Here is an 18,193-nt window from a genome sequence, read left to right on the forward strand (position 1 = left end):
ATTTTGCAAATATGAGATGGTTTCTGATAGATAAATTCGCGAAAATTTGCCGGTGAAATCAATAGTTAATACCGATCTGCTTTTAGCAAATTGAAAAGTTTTGGATCCAGAAGATCACAAAAGCGACTTTTTTTATCAGCTAAAATGTAAAGTGTAATGCTTGGAGGGGTTAACCGTCTGAAGCTGATGTATCCGATGACAGGCATGGCACTAGGGATATCCCTAGAAAATCAGCAAGAGAAGATATCAATGCCTAAACTAGGATCGAGGATCGAGAACTACGATCGAGAACTACGATCGAGAACTACGATCGAGAACTACGATCAAGAGAATCCGTCAAAAATAATGGTCAGACAAGAAAGAGGCGATCGGTCAAACCTACCAGATTTCGGGAGAAACCGAAGATTTTTTTGCCAGTCAAAGTAGAAATAGTACGGATTCTGGTATAGCATCCTTGGATTGAGTAAAATAAGCAGGCTGATGCTAAAAAAGTCTGTAAATCAAATCAAAGACAGAGAAAACACTTAAGCAGATGTGTATCCTATATCATCAGTGTATTCTCTGTATAGAGTTGTCCATCGGTGATATTTATCTGCGGAATGGTTCTGCTTCTGCCGTTCGCGAAGCGGTGCGGATGCACTTAGAAACAGCGCCATTCAGGGAAAATGAGAGGAAAAGAAATCGAAATCGATTTTTCTTGCTCTCAATATCTTGCCGTCGATCGCTCAAGCCCCTGTCCCGCACAGGGTAAAGATCGCAACGTCTCGTCTAAATACCCGTATAGGGATGTGTCTCCGCTGAATCTGGAGGTTTTATGAATTCCTCTCCGAATGAGTTTATCCAGTCAACTAAATCTACTAAATCCGCACAACCAAAGCCAACTCAAGTCCCTGAAGCACAGAAACCGTCGTCGGTTCCTAGTGCTCCTGGGTCCCCAAACCATGAAGAAATACCAACATCACCGCCTGTGAGTGCTCTAACTAATCCTGAAACCAACCACGAAATTGTCGAGAGCGATCGCGACGATGCTTCAGAAATCGAATCCATTGCGCGGCAACATCCCATTCCCCCGCCATCAGAACCCAAGCAGTATCGTGCCATTGGGTTAGTTCATGGCCATTACCGGGCCTCAGACGACCAATTTACCAAAGGTGACCTCGTCACCACCGACGGCACGGAAATTGATGCCGTGCTCTTGGGACGGGTAATGAGTTTAGTAAAAAATCATATTGACCTAAAAGAAAATCATCTTTGGGTGGTTTATCCTCGCACTAGACAAAAAAATGGTGAGTTGCACTTACAAATTGTGGGAATTTGGGAACCCGAACAACTCAGCCCTAAGCATAAAGCCATTGAGGGTAGTGACCTGAGTGCCGAGGCTACCCCAGACCAAAGCTCGCCATCAGATGCCAAAACCGTTGAAACCTCGGAATATCCACCCCTGGACGATGGGTATTTTTCCATTCGCGGTGAAGTGGTTTATCAATCAGAAGCATTTGAAGACCAGGAGCCACCATACATCATTATCAAAATTAAGCAGCATCCCCGTCAACCCTCTGATGAACCGAAGTTTTTCAAGTTAAAACTGCAAGGCAGTCTTACAGGAAAAGCGGTGGGTCATTTTTGGGACTTGCATCTGCACCGGCAAGGCCAAAATCTAATCATTGAGCAGGGAAATGATTTGGGTCTGGTGGGGCCAACCAAGGTCAAGAAAGGCAACAAGCCCGGTGGTGGGCGACCTGGTGGAGGCAAACCGCCTCGTTATCAGAAAAGCTTTCAGCGTCCCGATCAGAAGCCCGCTCAGTTCTCACCCCCAACTCGGTCTGGATCCGTTCCCAAACCCACGATTAAGAAGCGTCAAAAACCCAACAGTGAAACCTAATGCCAAATCTGCGGTAAACCCTAGCCTCGGATACTTCTAAAGAGGTGATAATAGGTGAGCAAAATCCTCATCATTACTTGCTATATTTTGCTAAATCTGGTAAAATGTATCAAGTTACAATTCATGCCCAGAAACATTTCGGTAAATTAGCTGCCCGGTGAAGTAAGCTGGGATCTCAGCACTGCCCTTCTGAGAACAATTCTTCTGTTGTAAAAGGAGAAGAAAGGTAATAACGGGCTAATTCTTTAAGTTCTTTAAGGATTAGCTTTGATGGCAGCATCCTTCACCATTGTTGGTGATGCCATACTATTCTCAGTTTTGTTCAGCTATGAACAGATTTGAGACGGTTAAATGCTGCACGTTGCATACAATGTCTCTACAGGAAACCGAGGTTATCGGAGCGAAAGCCCTTGGGATTGATCTAAACGAGTAGATAAATCCATAAGCCCCCCCTATTTCAGGGGGGGCTTATGGATTAGGGTCGATCGGCGCACTGGATCAACATCAGGATAAATCCCCGGCTGGGATTTCGCGGCAAATTGCGGCAAATTGGGCAAAATTAAAGAATTTGAGAGAGAAATTGTTGAGTTCGTTCTTCTTGAGGATTGTTAAAGAATTGTTCTGGGGTTGCTTGTTCGACTAAAACTCCATCGGCCATGAACACAATGCGATCGGCTACTTCTCGCGCAAAGCCAACTTCATGGGTGACACAGACCATCGTCATGCCTGATTTGGCCAAGGTTCGCATTACATCCAAAACTTCTCGCACCATTTCCGGGTCTAAAGAAGAAGTGGGCTCATCAAATAACATGATTTTCGGCTGCATGGCTAGGGCTCGTGCGATCGCCACCCGTTGCTGTTGACCCCCGGATAATTGCCCCGGATATTTATTCGCCTGTTCTAAAATTCCCACCCGTTCTAACAATTGTAATGCCACTTCTTCGGCTTTTGCTTTCGGCCAACGTCTCACCCAAATCGGGGCTAAAGTCACATTCTGTAAAATCGTTAAATGGGGAAATAAATTAAACTGTTGAAACACCATCCCCACTTCTTTATGAATTTCTTCAATATTTTTTAAATCATGGGATAACTTAATGCCATCGATAACAATACTGCCTTTTTGAATTTCTTCTAAGGCATTAAATGTTCTAATAAAGGTGGATTTTCCCGAACCCGATGGCCCCATAATCACTACCACTTCCCCGCGTTTGACCGAAAGGCTGACTCCTCTGAGGGCGTGAAAATGATTGCTGTACCATTTATGGACATCGGTAGCAATAATGGCGTATTCTTCTGAACTGGTTTCGATGGGAATAGTGTTAGATTGTATCTGTGTCATGGTTTTAAGTTGGATTGATTAACAATGGATTCAGGGTGTTTTCTATTATAGGATATCTGTCTCTGACCACAGGTTTATCGATGTTCAGTATTCAACTGTTCTTCTAATTTTTGGCTGGCGATCGACAGAGCATAGGAAAATACCCAGTACAGGATGCCAATAAAAATATACACTTCTAAGTAGCGTCCCAGAAACTTCGGGTTGGCGAGAATTGATCGGCTTATGCCTAATAATTCCACTAAGCCCACAATCGAGAGTAAAGTTGTATCTTGAAATAAGCTAATAAACTGACCGACAATCGCCGGAATCGCCACTTTTAAGGCTTGGGGTAAAATAATTAAACCTACGGTTAAAGGGGTATTTAAGCCTAATGCTTTGGCGGCTTCCATTTGACCTCTGGGAATCGCTTGTAGCCCGGATCGGATGTTTTCCGCTAAGTAGGCAGAACTAAACATCGTTAATCCAATAATAGCCCGTAATACCCGGTCTGGTCGCATTCCTTCCGCCAGGAATAAGGGGAGTAAAACTTGCCCCATAAAGAGAATGGTAATTAGGGGTAAGCCCCGAAACACTTCGATATAAACCGTTGAGCAAATGCGGATTACGGGTAAACTACTTTGTCGTCCTAATGCTAATAATACGCCAATGGGAAAGGATAATAAAATACTGCTAATTGACATGAGTAAGGTCAACATTAGTCCTCCCCAGAGGTTCGTGGAGACTAATTTTAGTCCGAGTCCACCGCCTATAAACCACACACAAATTAACAAGAGGAGAAACCAGGAAAAAGGCAACCATTTGCCGATTTTTGGTTGAGTATTTCCCAGGATTTTTCCCCCCCAAGCCCCCGCTAACAGCAATAATAGGATGCCGATTAAGAGTAAACGAGGGGCGATCGCTACTGGAGTCAGCACCGCCAAGACTCCGGCGCCCCCAGCACCAATTAAAGTATTTTTACTAAATAGAATTCGGGAATTTCGGGCTAAAAATCCCCAGGTAATCCCAGACAGGAGGGTAATCATGCCTAAGATTACCCACAATCGCCAATATTGATCGACGGGAAATCGCCCGACAAAAAATAGGGGTAGGTTAGCGGGAATTACATTCCATTTCGCTGTGGTGAATGCCCAAGAGATAAACCCGGTTAACATTGATAATAACAGGGCAGTAATCCCAATGGTAATCAGACTATTGTACCAGGTATTAAATAGATTTTTTTGCAACCATTCCTGGGCAGTTAAACCGGCGGTTTCAGGCGGTTGATTTGATGGATTTGATGGGATATAATTCATGGTTAATCAATGTTCGTGGTTCGTGGTTAGTGGTTATTGGTGATTTGTTGGTTGTTAGTCAACAGTTAGCAGTGGCCCGCGCATTCGCGCATTGATATTGACGGAGCACCAACAAATTTAGGCGCAAATGCGCGGGTACTTCGCGAATGCTTCGCCGGTACAAAAGTTAATCATCTAATTTATCGTTCTCGTAATTGCACCATGCGGTTTAATCGGTTCATGCCTAAAGAAATGAATAAATTAATGCTAAGATAGGTGGCCATGATAATTAACATCACTTCGATCGCCCGTCCGGTTTGGTTAAAGGTGGTATTGGCGACATTATACATATCCGCATATGCTACAGCGATCGCCAAACTGGAGTTTTTAGCTAAGTTCAAATATTGACTATTTAACGGGGGAATAATCACTCGCAAAGCTTGAGGAAATACCACTAACTGCATAACTAAACCGGATTTTAATCCCAAAGATCGGGCAGCTTCCCATTGACCTTTGGGGACAGATTGAATCCCCGCACGCACAATTTCCGCAATATAAGCGGCGGTATAAATCACTAAACTGACTAAAATTGTGGTAAACTCAATCGTGAGTCGTAATCCGCCTTCAATATTATTGGTGGTGGGATTAAATATTGGCCTTTGCCAACCTAATCCTACGGTTAAAGTGAATAAAGCAATGATGCCAATGATGCCCAAGGTAATTAATTGCGGTTGGCCAGACTCTCCCCGTTCTACCATAATTTTAGTTCGCTGTTGTGAAACGATGACAGCAGCGATCGCGCAAATCACTAACACCCCTAAGCCAATAATTCCTTGAATCCCTGACGGCCAAGGTAGAAAAATTCCTTGTTTAGACAATAAAACTGAGTTCAAAAATCTCAAACTTTCTTTAACCGGAGGCAATTGGACAAACACCCCATACCAAAACACAAGCTGTAATAATAGGGGAGTATTCCGCACAATTTCCACATAAATAAACGCTAACTGACGCAGCAGCCAATTATCGGAAAACCGCGCAATTCCCACAGAAATTCCTAAAAAAGTTGTGATAATAATCCCAAAAAACATGACCCGGAGAGAATTTAATAAGCCTGCCAATAAAACGCGACGATAAGGATCGGTCGGAGTATAGGGAATTAAACTATCCAGAATACTAAATCCGGCGGAGGTATTTAAAAAATCAAAGCCAAAATTCCTGCCGGTTTGGCTGATATTTCGCGTCAGGTTAAGTCCTAAAAGTGCGAATAAACTAACCACAACGACAATGACTAAAACCTGGAAGGCAATGCGCCAAAATCGGCCATCTCGCCAAAGGGGAATTTTCTGATATGAGTTGAGCGTCATGGGTGCAAAGTGAGTAAGTTTGCCTGAATTTTCAGATAAGTTTACGGATTTTGGGCAGACCGTTAACGAGAGCATCTTAATTATGTAAATCAGGATGTAGGGGCAAAGCATAAGTGCGACAATTTGCGGATTTTTACCAGAAATTCACTTATGCTTCGCCCTTATCGATATTTATCAGCCCTATTCGTAGGTAGGGTTAAGGAAAGAGTTGCATAGTAAAATCCTCTCTCCTCTCTCCTCTCTCCTCTCTCCTCTCTGCTAGGTTGGGTTTCGTTCCCAGAGTCCAACCTACAATTAACTACAATTAACGGAAGGGTGGAGAATACATCAAACCGCCGGGAGTTGTCCACAGAGCATTCAGACCACGGGGCAGTTTAAATTGGGAACCTTGACCCAGGTTTCTTTCATAAACTTCGCCATAATTTCCCACGGCTTTAATTGCATTGGCGGCAAAATCATTACTTAATCCTAGACCTTTACCCAGGTCGCCTTCGGTGCCTAATAAACGTTTAATATTGGGGTTAGCATTGGTTTTCATTTGCTCAATATTGGCTTGAGTCACCCCTAATTCTTCCGCTTCAATTAAGGCATAAGTTGTCCATTTGACCACATCAAACCAAGCGGAATCATTATTTACTGTCACCGGGCCTAGAGGCTCTTTGGACATGGTAATATCCAGGAGAATATGTTCATCCGGATTGGGGAGAGTGCTGCGACGGGCAACCAGTTGAGACCTGTCAGAAGTGATTCCTTGACAACGACCTTCTGCATAAGCCGCATAAGCTGGGTCAGCTTGTTGGAAAGTAACAGTTTCAGACTGGACATTCCGTTGACGCAGGGCATCAGTTAAATTGAGTTCTGATGTGGTTCCTGCTTCCACACAAACGGCTTTTCCTTGTAAATCTTCTAATTTAGTAATCCCGCTATCTTTGCCAACCATCATCCCCTGTCCATCGTAGAATGTGGTTGGGGCAAATTCTAAGCCAACGGAGGTATCACGGCTAATTGTCCAAGTGGTATTGCGAGAAAGTATATCCACTTCTCCTGCTTTTAAGGCTTCAAATCTTTCTGTCGAGTCTAAATTGCGATATTCAACTGCATTGGGATCCCCCAAAACTGCTGCGGCTACTGCTTTACAAATATCCACATCTAAGCCGGAATATTCACCACTTTCATTGACAAAGCTAAATCCGGGGATTTTGCCATCAACGCCACAAATGAGTTGGCCTCGCTGTTTGACAATATCGAGGCGACTTTTACCTGTTCCGGTGCTGGTTGTTGAGGTGGAATTTGCCCCAGAGGAATTTGTGGTGCTGCTGGTGGTATTCGATGATTCACAGGCTGTGAGTGTGGCAACTAACAGCAGTGTTCCTATGAGCAAAGAACCGCATTTGTGCATAGTTTTATGGTTTTATGTTGGTTGTTTATGGGCTGGGCAGGTTGATTTTCAAGCGGTTGAGGTGATTACCTCTCCATGATTTGCCTGAAACGCTTTAAGCTTACCTTAAGTGTTATGGTTAGTCCAAAGTCATTTGAGAACCCCAAAGATTTTGGGGCAGAAAAGATCGATTCATGTCCAGGGGGGCGACGGGCTCGGTGAGGGTGAATTCCCCTTGAGCAATCCATTGTTTGAGTTCTAAGGCGACTTGACGAGATAGGTAGATGCTGGCTAATGGGGCAACCCGCACGGGTTTGCCTTCGATTTTTAGGCGTCCGGTCTTGAGTTGAGCGTAGCTGACTAAACCAAAGGTGGGGCGAACTCGGCGCGGGATGGAGAAGTCTACCACGGGGGCGACGATTTCTTTGTCGGAGACGGCACAGCATTGAACTACGGCTTCGTTGAGGACGGGGAAGGCAACGCCAACTCCGAGCATGATCGAGGGGCCATAGTTTTTGAAGTAGCAGCCGCGCACCCATTTGGGATTCATTTGTTTGGCGTCGCCAATGAGGGCTAGGGTGGCTGCAGGGCCGATGGGGGTCTGGTTGGGGAGGCGCTTTTGCAGGGGAAAATGCTGGGTGCCTTCCCAGGCGACATAGCCAATGCCACCTGCCAGGAAAATGCGGCTACCAATGCCGATCAGTTTGAGTTCTGGGTCGTTGAGTAGGGGAGATAGGGCGCCGATGTTGGAGTAAACGGCGTTACCGAGGCGCGGTTGTAAGGGGCCGAGGTAGGTATAAAGGGGGCGATCGCCTCCATTGACTCCCACAATAAAATTTTGGTAAAGATTTCGAGGATTGTAGAGATAAAACTGATTAATCGTATCGCGGGAAATCGTGGTTTCAAAAGAAGCCCGGGGATAGCAGTCGGTTTCTTGACCGATCGCCCGCAAATGGACAGGTTTGCCCGCAATCAGATTGGCAATCACATGACCGCCGCCAATTTCTCTGCTTTCGTCGCCATCTTCGCTGACTTCCGTGGCACCTAAATACAAATCTACCGCCCCAAAGCCAGAATAAGCTAAGACGCCATCTAACCAGCAACGGCGGATTTTAATTGGTGGATCTGTATGACCTAAGTTAATAATGGCTCCCGATGATTCCATGGGTTCAAACGTGCCCGTTGTCACCACATCAACTTCTTTCGCCATCTGAGCCACGCTAGTTTCGGCGACTCGGGCTTTTAATTCTTCTACAGTTAAAACAACTGCACGTTTTTCTTTAATTTTTTCGTTAATTTCCGCAATAGTTCGCATTTTAAATCTTTAATCAATTCTCAGGAATGGATGAAAAAGTCTCTAACCCTATTCAAACAATAGATTAAGCCTGGGGAGAGTTTTCCGAAGCCTCAGATACATCCTCTGATGCCGGTATATTTTCCACCGCATTTTCTAGGTTTTCCTGCGGCGTCACGGCTCCAGAAGGAGAATTTGTTGGGGTTATATCAGTGTTTTCTGAGGTTTCTAAAATTTCTGGCGGTGGATTGGCGGAAACTAAGCAAATCGCTGGTTCTGGATCTAAGATTTGACTTATTTGATTTAAATTAGCCATATTTTCTGAAATATTCTCCAGTTTTTTATCCCATTTATCTAAAACATCTTTTATTAAAATTTCCTGCACCCAAACTTGAGCGACTACGGTCAATGGCAAAGCCAAAAATAAACCTAAAAAACCAAAAAATGTAGCAAAAAATAGTTGAGCTAATAAGGTGATAGCAGGCAGAAGTGAAACCTGTTGAGCCATCACAAATGGGGTGAGAAAATTACTCTCCGCTTGTTGAATTAAAATATAAAGAATTAAAACCGCGAGGGATTTCCAAGGGTCATCTAAAACAGCAATGACCATTGGTGGGAGAACACTCAGACCAGGCCCAATATTGGGAATAAAGGTGAGTAAACCGGCTAAGACTGCGTGAGCGAGGGCTAACCGTACCCCCAAAATCGATAAACCGATCCAGCTTAATACGGTAATTGCGGTCATGTTCAGCAATATCCCAACCAACCATCCCCCCAATGCCACATCACAGCGGTCTAAAATATACTCCACTCGTCGCCGATAAAAGGAGGGAAATAAGCGGACAAATGCTCTGCGGTAGGCGAGGGGTTCTGCTAGGATCATAATGGATAAAATCATTACCAGCAAAAAGCTGAGGAAGACCCCTACGGTGCCGCCGACAAAGCCCACAGTTCCGCCCAGAAATGCCCCAAGTCCTTCAGCTATTTGATTGATCAGATTTTGTACTTGTCTGATGATGTCTTCGATTTTGAATAAATCGAGAACTCGTTGGCCGAGTTCTCCAGAAAACCGATATTCAAGCTGGTTCACCCAATCATTTAAGGTTTGGATGCCTTTATTAATTCCTTGGGGAAATCTGTTGGTCAGTTGTTGGAATTCAACCACAAAAGGTGGCACAATGATCAGTACCACAATGGTGAAGATGAACACCAAGAAGCTAATGGATAAAAAGACCGCCCACGATCGCTTTAAATTTTTCCACTGTTGTAAAAATCTGGCGAATCGGTTTAAGGCTGTGGCTAAAATTACCGCAGCGAAGACCAGTAATAATATCTGCCGAATTTGCCAGAGAATGTAAAACGATAGGATAAAAACTAATAAACCAATGGATTGACCTAAATTCACAGCGATCGCTCCTGATTATTGGTGGGTGACAACGGCAATAATTCGTTTTGAAGCAATTGGGATTTTTTAATTCGCCAAGTTAAGAACCCACCGAGGCACAAAGGGGGCAGTAAAACCGCTCCGAGGGCGATCGCGCTCACGGGGGGAATAGGTAATAAAGGCCCAATATACTTAATTCCTAGGGAAATTAAGGCAGAAGCCACCATGACTTTGAGCAAAAATTTAACCACATTACTATCCATACTATCCATTACTAGGTATCACTGTCTGGAGTTATTCATCACCCATTACCGAGGGATCTGGTAGGAGCCATGAATCAATTTCCCCTACCTATCGGGTTTGATCGGCAAACAAAGGGTCAGTCAGGGAATATTATAAAGCATACTGATGCAAGTAATCAGTCACCGAAAATTTTATTATTTTTTTTTATTTGTTTTTGTAATTTTTTGATTAATTTGACAATTATTTTTGCTCCACCGTTGGGGTGGCCAGAATTTCTTGACCGCGCAGGGTAAAATAAAAGCTAGTTCCTTGATTTTCTTCGGATTCAACCCAGAGCCGTCCCCCGTGGTTATCAATAATTTTTTGACAGACCGCTAACCCAATGCCGGTCCCCGGATATTGCTCTGAGTTATGTAAACGTTGAAACACTTGGAATATCCGCTGAAAATCCTCAGCACATATGCCTATGCCATTGTCATGGATGCCAATTAAGTATTCAAAATTTATTCTGGGTTCAACGGTGATTTTAATTTGCGGTTTTACCTGGGGATTACGATACTTAATCCCATTACTAATTAGGTTTTGAAAAAGTTGTTCAATTTGCACTTCATCGCCAATAAAGTTAGGCAGGTTATCTCGGACTATCACCGCGTGGCTGCTTTCAATTTCGGCTTGCAACGATTCTAATACCTGAGCCAGCATTTTGTTTCCATCTACGGGTTTAAATTCTAGATGTTTGCAGCCGATCCGCGAATATTCTAACAGCGCCCCAATCAATTTGTTCATGCGATAGCCTCCGGTAATAATCCTGTCTAGATAATGCTTACCTTTTTCGTCTAGGTACTGCTGATATTTCTGGTTTAAAATTTGGGCAAAGCCGATGATTGTTTGCAATGGCGATCGCAAATCATGGGAGGCAATATAAGCAAATTGTTCTAAGTCTTGGTTGGATTGTTCTAGTTTGGAGTTTAATTTAATCAGTTCAGTATTTAACTGCTCTAAGCGGATATTTTGGGCTTTGAGTTGCTCGTTTTGCTCGGCGATCGCCCGCCGTTGCCTTTGGATAGTTAATTGATTTTCAATCCGCGCCATGACTTCCTTCATGTGAAAGGGTTTGGTAATGTAGTCAATCCCCCCTACTTCAAAGGCTTTTAACTTATCCACTTCATCATCTAAGGCGGTCAAAAAAATCACTGGAATACTCGCGGTACTGGCTTCAGCTTTTAAATATCTGCATACTTCATAGCCGTCCATTTCCGGCATCAGAATATCTAACAAAATCAGATCCGGAGGCTCAGATTTAACCACGTTCAAAGCTTGAATCCCGTTGAGGACTCGTCGGACTTCATAGCCATAATCCGTCAACATGGAAAACAATATTTGTAGATTTTCTACATGATCGTCTACAATCAAAATATCACCATTATAATTCAATGATTTCAACTTATTCATAATAGGGTTGGGTTAAGTCAACTATCTGATCGAAGAGAAGATTTTTTACTAAATTAGTTAGACCCACAGCCAGCCATTTATCGGCTTCCGGGATTTGTGAAATCAATTTATAAATCCGTTGTTCTCGGGCAGCGAGGGCGGAGGAACGGAGTTCAAGAATCCATTCATTCGGCATCACACTTAAGCTTTCTGAGGTAATCAGTTGATCCTGGGTTTGTGGCGGAAAGCGATCAGGCAAAAATTCTCCATAAGCGGTTCTTTCATAAAGATACTGTACCCCCAAGTGATGTGCAATTTTTTCTAGGAGGACATTTTCCTCAAAAGGCTTAGGAATAAAATCATCACAGCCTACGTCTAAGACCACCGAGCGATTAGATTCAAAGGCACTGGCAGTTAAGGCAATAATCACCGTATGATCCACCGGGTCTTGGGCGTTAACTGATGATGAGCGCATCAAGTTATGGCCAGCAAAAATTTTGCCTTTAAAGGTGAATTTTTTTTTGCGGCGCTGTTGTTCTTGGATTCTAATTTGTTGGGTGGCTTGATAACCATCCATGACGGGCATTCTCAGATCCATAAAAATTAAGTGCGGTTGCCAACGCTGCCAGACCTCCAAGCCTTCCAAACCATTTTGGGCTTCACAGACGGCAAACCCCACAGGTTCCAGGATATTGGTAAGCAGTTTTAGGTTAGTCCATTGATCTTCGACCACCAGAATTCGATAGGTAGGTTGATTGGGGGCTAGAGCGATCGCCCGTTGAGAGACTTCTGGGGGGATTAATTTAATTTGAGTGCCTTCTGCACAGAGAATGTCAAATTTAAAAATCGAACCCATATCGACTTTAGAAGTGACGGTAATTTCTCCGCCCATTAGTCGCACAAATCTTTGGCTGATGGCTAGACCTAAGCCAGTGCCTTCCGCTGATTTTTCCCCGGTTTTGGTTTGAATAAAAGGTTGAAACAACGTATCCATTTCTTCAAAGGCAATCCCCGGGCCTGTATCTTCAATTTCAAAATGCAGTTTTAACTTTTTCTGGTTGAGGCGGAAGCTACTGACATCCGCTGGGGGAAAATAACCATAGTCTGCCAAACTGACTCGTAAGACAACACTGCCATATTCAGTAAATTTAATGGCATTACCAACCAGGTTAATTAAGGTTGAGCGTAATTTTTTATCATCGGTTTCTAGATATTGAGGAACTTCCGAAGAACATTCAATCTGAAAGGCTAAATTTTTAGCATCCGCCTTAACTTGTAGCATTTCTTTGAGACTTGCCAACATCAGATAAAAGTCAAAGTTATGGAATTCCAGGTAAATTCGACCTAGTTCAATTTTGGACAAGTCTAAAATATCATTAATTAATGAGAGTAAATGTTCTCCCGATCGATGAATAATCGATAATTGTTCTCGGTGGGTTTCTAACAGGTTAAGATCCCGTCGCATGATTTGGGTAAATCCGAGAATGGCATTCAGTGGCGTTCGCAGTTCATGGCTCATGTTCGCCAAAAATTCACTCTTGGCTCGGTTGGCGGATTCGGCAGCCAGTTTCGCTTGTTCTAATTCCGTTTGAAATTGTTTTTCTTCAGTAATATCCCTAGAACTGCCTTGTAGTTTGATGATTTTGCCCGATTCATCCTTGATCGGCAAAAGAATCGTGCGTAATATTTTCGTTTTTTCGGGGAAATCTACGACTTCTTCATAGCTGATAGCTTCCGATTTTTTAAGATAGTTGTGAAATTTTTTATGGAAGTTTTTGGCCAGATTTATGGGTAAAACTTCGTCTAAATACTTGCCAAAAACTTCTTCTTTTTTAACTTTAAAATTTTTTTCATAGCTAGGGTTGATCGTTTCATAAATAAAGCGATTATCATCAGTCAGCTTTAACAAAAAGATACTTTCGGCGGAATGTTGGAAGATGCCAGCATAGAGTTCTTCTGAGTTCCGCAATCTTTCGCGATCGCGCTGGTTAGTCCAATAACTAGAAAGCATTTCGCCCACTATTCTTAATAACTGAGCGTCTTGCTCAGACCAATTTTTTAAGTTATCTTCCAAGGTAATAAAGCCAATTTCTGCCCAAAGTTGTCCCCCTGGGCTGTGAATTGGTACGGTAATCATCGAGCCAACCCGCAAATCTTGAAGAATATTTTTCTCCAGTTCGGCTTCAGGGGGCAAATTTTTGATCTGGGAAATCACCAGGTTTTGCTTCCGGTTTAGTTGTTCGGTCCACCAGGGTAATAATGCTCGATTGATTTTGAAGAACTTATCAAGATTTTCCGGACGCTCGAAATCAGACCAATCATAGACTTCCTTGAGCAGGTTACTTTCTAACTCAAAGACAATTAAATAAGCAAGGTTGGCTTGTACCGCCATCCCCAGCAGTTGCAGCACCCGATACAAATTGGTTACTTGTTGATTGGCTAACTCGCGAGAAACTTCGGCTAAAGCCATTTCTAAGTGGAGGCGATCGCGCAACTGAGTTTCCGCTTGCTTGCGTTCGGAAATATCCTCAATCACCCCTAAACAATAAATCGGATCTCCTCCGGGCGATCGCACATAAGAAAAGCTTAAATGACCCCATTTAATATCACCATTTTTACACAAATATCGCTTTTCCAGGGTAAAGCTATCAATCTCACCTTTAAATAACTGCCTAACCAGATCGGTGGATTTGAGCATATCCTCTGAGTAGGTAATGTCTGCCCATGTCATGTGTAATAACTCTGACTCCGAATAGCCTAAAAATTCACAAAATTTTTGATTCACTCGCAGCCATTTTCCCGTGCGATCGGCCAACACCATGCCCACAGCACTTTGTTCAAACATTCCCCGAAACCTTTGTTCACTATCCCGCAAGGCAATTTCTGCCTCTTGGCGCTGGATAATTTCTTCTTGCAACCGTTGGATTGCCCCAGCTAAATCTTTCGTGCGTTCTTCCACGGCAATCCCTAGGGAAGCATTGGCTTTTTTTAGCGCCTCTTCTGCCTGCTTTTGCTGAGAAATATCATAAGAAACCCCCACAGTCCCAACCAGTTCACCCGCTTTATTTCTAAAAGGAGCATTGTTGACCATCACCGGAAATATCTTGCCATTCTTATGGCGCACCAGGAATTCCCCAGTCCAATTTTTCCCTTGCCGGAGTTGGTTTAACATCTCTAAACCTTGTTGGCGATTTTCCCATATGGCGAGGGTGTCTGTAATATTGCGGCCTAATGCTTCTTGGGCAGACCAACCATAGAGAATTTCCGCATATCGGTTCCAATAAATAATCACCCCGGATAAATCCGTGGCAATAATCGCATGATTTACCACATCTAATAAACGGGCTTGAAAATAAATTTCTGATTCCGCTTGCTGACGTTGGCTGACTTCGGTTTTCAGTTGACTGGTGCGTTCTTTCACCAGTTCTACCAGCCGATGGCGGTATTTTTCTAATTGCTGCTGTTGCCATTTGCCCTCGCTAATATCCTCAGCAATTCCTGCAATCCGCACGATCACCCCTTCTTCATTGATAATCGGAAAAGTCCGAGCTTCAATCCACCGGATTTGCCCATCGGGTCGCATAATCCGATATTCTATCTGGGTCAATTCTCCCGCTCGCTGTTTAGGCAGATGCGTGAAAATCATTTCTCGATCCTCTGGGACGATCGCGGCAATCCAACTATTCGGATCCGCATATAAAGATTGGCAACTCCGTCCCGAGATTTTTTCATAAGCTGGACTGACATAAAGAATTTCCTGGGTCTGAGCATCGATCAACCAAAACAAGACTGCAATATTTTCCGTTAATTGCCGAAATCTTTCTTCACTTTCTCGTAAGGCTTTTTCGGCTTTGCGTCGTTGATGGATATCCCGCACACAAACCACATAAACCGATTCCCCTTCCCATTCCGTTTCGGCAACGGTCATTTCCCCAAAACTCACTTCTCCATTGGGTAAAATAATCCCCAATTCGGCGGTATTGCCCACCACCATTGGCCATCCTAAATCTTGATTTTTTAGCTGTGAAAGGGGGCGACCAAATATTTTCGTGGCTGCCGGATTGGCAAACCGGATGATGCCGTGGCGATCGACAATTAAAATCCCATCAGAAATACTGTTGATAATCGTATTTAAGCGAGTTTCACTTTCTTTCAACTGCATTTGAATGCGCTTTTCTTCGCTAATCTCAATCGCGGTGCCGATAATTTGTTGCGGGTTCCCGTCCGCATCGCGAGTAAATACCACCGACCGACAACGGAACCAATGCCAAGAACCATTGATATGTTCTTGGCGATATTCTATATCATAAACTTCCCCCGGTTGGAGATGTGGGAATATGTGAGAATATTCCTGGAGATATTTTTGGTCGTCCGGGTGAATGGTTTCCCATAAAAAATTAAACCCTTTTTGTTGAATATACTCCGGTTTATATCCCAATATTTGATAAATTTGGTGATTCACATAAATATTCCGCCCGGTTCGCAGATCGTAAACATATAAAATAGCTGGAGAAGCATCAGCGATCGCTTCAATAAACAGTTTGCTTTGACGCAGTTCTTCCTCCATGCGTTGCCGTTCGGTAATATCAAACATGGTGGCGAATATCTTCGTCACCTGACCCTGGGAATTAACAATGGGATTGCCTTTGCTAACTAAATGCCGCAAACAACCATCCGGTCGAAAAATGCGTAATTCCACTTCATAAGATTTTTGATAGGCGATCGCCTGCCGTTGGGTCGCTTGCCACTGTTCGAGATCGTCGGGATGAATTAAGGCCAAAATTCTTTCATACGGGGGTTCTGCTTGTTGGGCATCAAAACCAAAAATTCTAAATGTCTCTTCTGACCAAGTAAGTTTGTAAGTTTGCACATCCAATTCCCAATTGCCCAAATGAGCAATTTTTTGGGCTTCCGCGAGATTGGCTTTTTGTTTGGCGAGTTCTTTTTGATCCGCTTGGCGTTCGGTAATATCTCGATACGCACTTAAAAAACAAGGCTCCTCCCCCAGTTGCAATAAATTACTGGAAACCAGTAAAGTTTTCCGGCAGCCATCTTTAGCCCGAATCGTCGTTTCAATATTATAGGTTTGCCCTTTTTGCAATAACTCCGACAAATGTTCTCTGGCTTTATACTCTTCTTCTTTTTCCGTATAAATTAACGATAAAAAATCATGGCTATTATTCGCTTCCAACGGACTATAACCCGTGATTTCTTCCATTTTATGATTAAAAATTATAAAATTACCAAAGGCGTCGCTCAGGGTAATCCCTTCTCCCACCGCATCAATGACTGTGAATAATCGCTCGGCTAATTTTTGAATTTGAAGTTGATTTTCTTGGCGTTCGGTAATATCTTCGACCACTTGAATCAAATATTCGGCCTCTCCCAGCCCGTCCCGTAATACCGTAGTCGTAATCTGTACCCAAACCACCCGGCAATCTTTACAGATAAACCGCTTTTCAAAACAGCAGTGATTCATTTTACCTGCTAATAATTGAGTCAAAAACTTATTTTCTAACTCAATATCCTCTGGTTGAGTAATCTCCGGCCAAGTTTTACCTAAAAGTTCCGATCGCGAATAGCCAACAATCTGGCAAAATTTGTCATTCACTCGCAACCATTGTCCCGTGGTTGATAAATGACATAGACCAACCCCCACCTGTTCAAAGGTAATGCGAAACCGCTCTTCACTTTGCTGCAATGCTTCTTCTAAATCTCGGATTTGTTGAATTTCTGGAGTCAATTCTTCTCCAGAGTTTCGGGGCAATAATTGATTAGATCCGTTGAAATCGCCCGGTTCCTCTTGGGGTAGATTTATTTCATGGCAGATATAAAGAATGCTGGCCACGGTAGCCACTTCTCCCGGAACAAAAATTAACTTAACCGTGACTAACAAACGATGAAGTTGATTAAATTTATCAATAATTTTGGTTTCAATATGGGGAATTTCTCGTTGGTTTTGTAGATCCTGGAGGTCAAAAAGTCCGGGACTCAAAAGTCGAGCAATATTCCCGAACCCCTGAATTTCAGAGCAAGAATAGCCAAAAATCGGTTCAGGACAAGGAGAAACAAACTGAAAGTTTCCTTCAAGATCCGTAATAAAAACCGGATCGGGAAAATTAGTCACAATCAGTTGGGGGAAATTGACGATCGAACATTGAGGGTATTTTTGCAGGTCTGTTTGATAGCAAGTGTGATAAGCACTCAGTTGTGCTTTAGACCGCGCCATTTCCACCGTTAACCGCAAAGAATGTTCCAGTAAACCAGCGCTTAACTGACGGCGAATCAAATAGTCTGCCGCGCCAGCTTTTAACGCCGCAATGCCATCCTCCAGACTCTCAACCAGCCATAAGACTGGGGCAGTGCTTTGGGGGGTAAATACCGTTGTGAACAATTGATGACCATTGGCGATCGCAAATTTCCCATCCACCAAATAGGCATCATAAGGTCGGGCGGCGATCGAGGCGATCGCGCCACTAGCGCTGGTTTGCCAGTCTAGTGAACTGGTGAATAGCTCAATTTCACTGAGGAACTGCTTAATCCGTGAAAAAGACTCTTCTTGCTTATCAACCAGCAGGAGACGCAATGAGTGAACTAGCATAAAATC

At 43.5% G+C, this 18,193-nt stretch carries 10 protein-coding genes; 1 reads left to right on the forward strand and 9 read right to left on the reverse strand.

The window, feature by feature from the left end; genetic code table 11:
- Nucleotides 1-814 precede the first annotated feature (814 nt).
- Nucleotides 815-1,882, forward strand: coding sequence for a hypothetical protein (locus tag ABWT76_RS18820; protein WP_072160748.1), 1,068 nt, complete (start codon nt 815-817; stop codon nt 1,880-1,882).
- A 559-nt stretch (nt 1,883-2,441) separates the two neighbouring features.
- Here the strand turns inward: ABWT76_RS18820 and ABWT76_RS18825 are convergent.
- The 9 genes from ABWT76_RS18825 to ABWT76_RS18865 form a co-directional block, all read right to left on the reverse strand.
- A complete protein-coding gene (locus ABWT76_RS18825) occupies nt 2,442-3,221 on the reverse strand; it encodes an amino acid ABC transporter ATP-binding protein (protein ID WP_054466381.1) in 780 nt (259 codons plus the stop codon).
- A 74-nt stretch (nt 3,222-3,295) separates the two neighbouring features.
- The gene (locus ABWT76_RS18830) at nt 3,296-4,513 is read right to left on the reverse strand and encodes an amino acid ABC transporter permease (protein ID WP_054466380.1); all 1,218 of its coding nucleotides are present in this window, start codon (nt 4,511-4,513) and stop codon (nt 3,296-3,298) included.
- A gap of 179 nt (nt 4,514-4,692) precedes the next feature.
- Nucleotides 4,693-5,856 carry an ABC transporter permease subunit gene (locus ABWT76_RS18835; RefSeq protein ID WP_354634784.1) on the reverse strand — a complete coding sequence of 388 codons (1,164 nt, stop codon included), beginning with the start codon at nt 5,854-5,856 and terminating at the stop codon, nt 4,693-4,695.
- Between the two features lie 304 nt (nt 5,857-6,160).
- Nucleotides 6,161-7,255 carry an amino acid ABC transporter substrate-binding protein gene (locus ABWT76_RS18840; protein WP_354634785.1) on the reverse strand — a complete coding sequence of 365 codons (1,095 nt, stop codon included), beginning with the start codon at nt 7,253-7,255 and terminating at the stop codon, nt 6,161-6,163.
- 118 nt (nt 7,256-7,373) lie between these two features.
- Nucleotides 7,374-8,549 carry a homocysteine biosynthesis protein gene (locus tag ABWT76_RS18845; RefSeq protein ID WP_354634786.1) on the reverse strand — a complete coding sequence of 392 codons (1,176 nt, stop codon included), beginning with the start codon at nt 8,547-8,549 and terminating at the stop codon, nt 7,374-7,376.
- A gap of 64 nt (nt 8,550-8,613) precedes the next feature.
- Entirely contained in the window at nt 8,614-9,933 is a 1,320-nt protein-coding gene (locus ABWT76_RS18850; RefSeq protein ID WP_354634787.1) for an AI-2E family transporter, read from the reverse strand.
- Nucleotides 9,930-10,184, reverse strand: a complete 255-nt coding sequence (locus ABWT76_RS18855; protein ID WP_156331716.1) for a hypothetical protein — start codon at nt 10,182-10,184, stop codon at nt 9,930-9,932. The genes ABWT76_RS18850 and ABWT76_RS18855 overlap by 4 nt, the downstream gene beginning before the upstream one ends.
- Nucleotides 10,185-10,395: 211 nt before the next feature.
- On the reverse strand, nt 10,396-11,589 hold the full coding sequence (locus tag ABWT76_RS18860) for a response regulator (protein WP_354634788.1): 1,194 nt from the start codon (nt 11,587-11,589) through the stop codon (nt 10,396-10,398).
- A 10-nt stretch (nt 11,590-11,599) separates the two neighbouring features.
- On the reverse strand, nt 11,600-18,187 hold the full coding sequence (locus ABWT76_RS18865) for a PAS domain S-box protein (RefSeq protein WP_354634789.1): 6,588 nt from the start codon (nt 18,185-18,187) through the stop codon (nt 11,600-11,602).
- Nucleotides 18,188-18,193 lie beyond the last annotated feature (6 nt).

Source organism: Planktothricoides raciborskii GIHE-MW2, from assembly GCF_040564635.1.
GTDB lineage: Bacteria > Cyanobacteriota > Cyanobacteriia > Cyanobacteriales > Laspinemataceae > Planktothricoides > Planktothricoides raciborskii.